Consider the following 2,288-nt stretch of genomic DNA (forward strand, 5'->3'; position numbering starts at 1 on the left):
CTACAACCGTTTTCGTTACTATTCGCCGCATGAAGGGATGTATACGCAGCAAGACCCGATTGGGTTAGCTGGTGGAATCCAATTATATGGGTATGTGCATGATCCGAATACTTGGGTTGACCCATTTGGTTGGATAAAAGCTCCTTCCTCATTGCCTAAATCACCGGGTATTTATATTTTAACAAGCGAGAAGTTGGGAGAATCTTATGTTGGAAGTAGTATTAATATGTTCGAAAGAGTTTCTGGAACTACTCATATTAATGCTCAAACACTTTTAGCACAAAAGGATGTAATAGTTGAATATGTTAAAGTTAATCTAGGCACGGTTATGGAAGTTAAAGATACAAAGGTAAGAGACCGATATATAAATCATATTCTACGGCATTATGAACAAATCGAGTACGAGAAACAACTTCAAGCTGGTTATAGAATGAAAAATGATCCAAAGAAGCCACCGGAAAGTAAGAGAAAGATTGAAAGAAACCGACAAGAAATTAAACAATTTAGTGCTTCATCTGAAGCAAGAGAGAGGTGTATAAAAAGAAAATGATGGATTATTTTGAAAAATCTCGAGTTAGTTACTTACTTCCTAAAGGTAAAAAAATTTTGATTGGAGATAATTTACCTCTTAGAAAAGGTTTTATTCAATTAACGAAAGAACAGTTTATTAATAGAGTAGACGAACTAGATCCTTCTGTACTTTGGTTGGTAGCAGAAAATGAGGGTGAAAACTGTACGATAACTAAATTTTTATCTCAAACACTTTCTTTAAAATCTTTAAAGATTTCCAACGATTATTTACCTTTGAATGATTTGTTTTCTAGTAATCTTAAAGCAATCAGTTTGGTAAATTTCACGGATCGAAATCTCCTTGAGAGGTACGAGGAATTTACATGGAGTTCTGGACAAATTTTATCCAATGTTGAATTTTTTAGTTTTTTTGATTTGGACGGAAGATACGATTTAGGTGGAATTTCACCAACTACATTTCCAGCGCTAAAATGGATTGAGTGTTTTATCGATAAAAAAGGAAAAACGCTTGATACAATCCAAGGCTTTTCTAACCTAACAACTGCTTATTTACAATATGTACGAAAACATGATGTTTTCTCAATTCTTCAAGATCTGGATATAAAAATGCTCAAATTAGAGGGATTTGATCGAGGATTCTCCTTCCAAACTATAAACAAGCTTTCCAATTTGGAAGTATTGCATCTTAACGGATATCGTGAAAACTTAGACTTGGGTCTACTGGCAAATTTGCAGTTGAAAGAAGTATATATTTTAAATTGCCCCAAACTAGAGCATTCCGAAGCTCTATTGCAAATTCCTTCTTTAGAAAGTATACATGTAATTAATTGTAAAAAACCATTATCGGAGGAAGTTGTAAATGGTTTAAAAGATAGGCTCCAAGTGGTAAATATTGACTTTCAGTAAGTGATTCATGTAGTTATTGGACCTACTTCATGCAGAGGCATAGAAGTAGGTCCATTTTTTAAACTTGAAAAAACATAACACTAGAGCTAACTACTTTCCGGTAGTATGCCGGATATGCGCTTTTCGAGGAAGATAGCCGTCTAACGTATCATTTTGGAAAACAGACAGGAATGGAAACGAGATTTCGTCTGGAACGCATCGGGCAGGAATGGGGACACTCCATAGCGCTCTGCTCTCGTATGATGACCGCGGGTATTTGCGGCAGGCGACGGACAGCGTTGGCCGGAGACTGGATATCCAGACGGATGAAGCCGGACGCATCACGAAAGTGACCCATGTGTACATTGGGGAGCAGCGTGAGGTGCTGGGTGCAGTACTGCTACAACGAGGCGGGTGATCTTATAGCGGTAACCGATGCATTGGGGCAGACGACCCGTATGTCGTATGAAGGTCACCTGATGCTCAAAAAGACGGACCGCAACGGGTACAGCTTCCAGTGGCGCTACGATGGCTCGACCACCGGAGCGCGCTGCGTTCATACGTACGGGGACGACGGGCTGCTGGAAGCGCATCGCGTAAAACGAACTGGAACGAAATGAGCAACAGCCAGGGGCATACGACGACGTACAAATACACCCCGGAGTATTATTGCACCCGGATCCGCTGGGCGGCGTAGTGCAGTATGAGTACAACGAGCTGGGGGAGCTGCTGAGCGAAACGGACGAGGAGGGCCGGGTCACGCGGCTCGTTTATGACGGCCAGGATAACCTGATCGAGGTCACGCTGCCCGATGGGACGAGCGGAAAGTGGACGTATAACCACCGGGGAGCATGTCTGCAGGAGACGAATCC

Annotated in this window: 5 protein-coding genes; all 5 read left to right on the forward strand. The window is 41.4% G+C overall.

Annotation, left to right across the window (positions count from 1 at the left end):
* The coding region (locus tag PEH01S_RS34090) for an RHS repeat domain-containing protein (protein WP_164828153.1) at nt 1–550 on the forward strand (550 nt) is incomplete at its 5' end.
* Entirely contained in the window at nt 547–1,437 is an 891-nt protein-coding gene (locus tag PEH01S_RS34095) for a hypothetical protein (RefSeq protein ID WP_127490439.1), read from the forward strand. The genes PEH01S_RS34090 and PEH01S_RS34095, both read left to right, overlap by 4 nt.
* 208 nt (nt 1,438–1,645) lie before the next feature.
* Complete coding sequence (locus PEH01S_RS35710) at nt 1,646–1,834, forward strand: hypothetical protein (protein ID WP_246063150.1); 189 nt, start codon at nt 1,646–1,648, stop codon at nt 1,832–1,834.
* 40 nt (nt 1,835–1,874) lie between these two features.
* Nucleotides 1,875–2,036: a hypothetical protein gene (locus tag PEH01S_RS35720; RefSeq protein ID WP_246063152.1), complete on the forward strand. Its 162-nt coding sequence runs from the start codon at nt 1,875–1,877 to the stop codon at nt 2,034–2,036.
* 49 nt (nt 2,037–2,085) lie between these two features.
* Nucleotides 2,086–2,288 (forward strand): RHS repeat domain-containing protein (locus PEH01S_RS35725; RefSeq protein WP_246063151.1); only part of this gene is annotated, 203 nt, incomplete at its 3' end.

This window comes from Paenibacillus ehimensis NBRC 15659 (genome assembly GCF_004000785.1).
Lineage (GTDB): Bacteria > Bacillota > Bacilli > Paenibacillales > NBRC-103111 > Paenibacillus_G > Paenibacillus_G ehimensis.

What these genes read in the sequence shown, in the direction of transcription:
- PEH01S_RS35710 (WP_246063150.1), top strand. Translation starts at nt 1,646, where the DNA reads ATGGGGACACTCCATAGCGCTCTGCTCTCGTATGATGACCGCGGGTAT.
- PEH01S_RS35720 (WP_246063152.1), top strand. Translation starts at nt 1,875, where the DNA reads ATGTCGTATGAAGGTCACCTGATGCTCAAAAAGACGGACCGCAACGGG.
- PEH01S_RS34095 (WP_127490439.1), top strand. Translation starts at nt 547, where the DNA reads ATGATGGATTATTTTGAAAAATCTCGAGTTAGTTACTTACTTCCTAAA.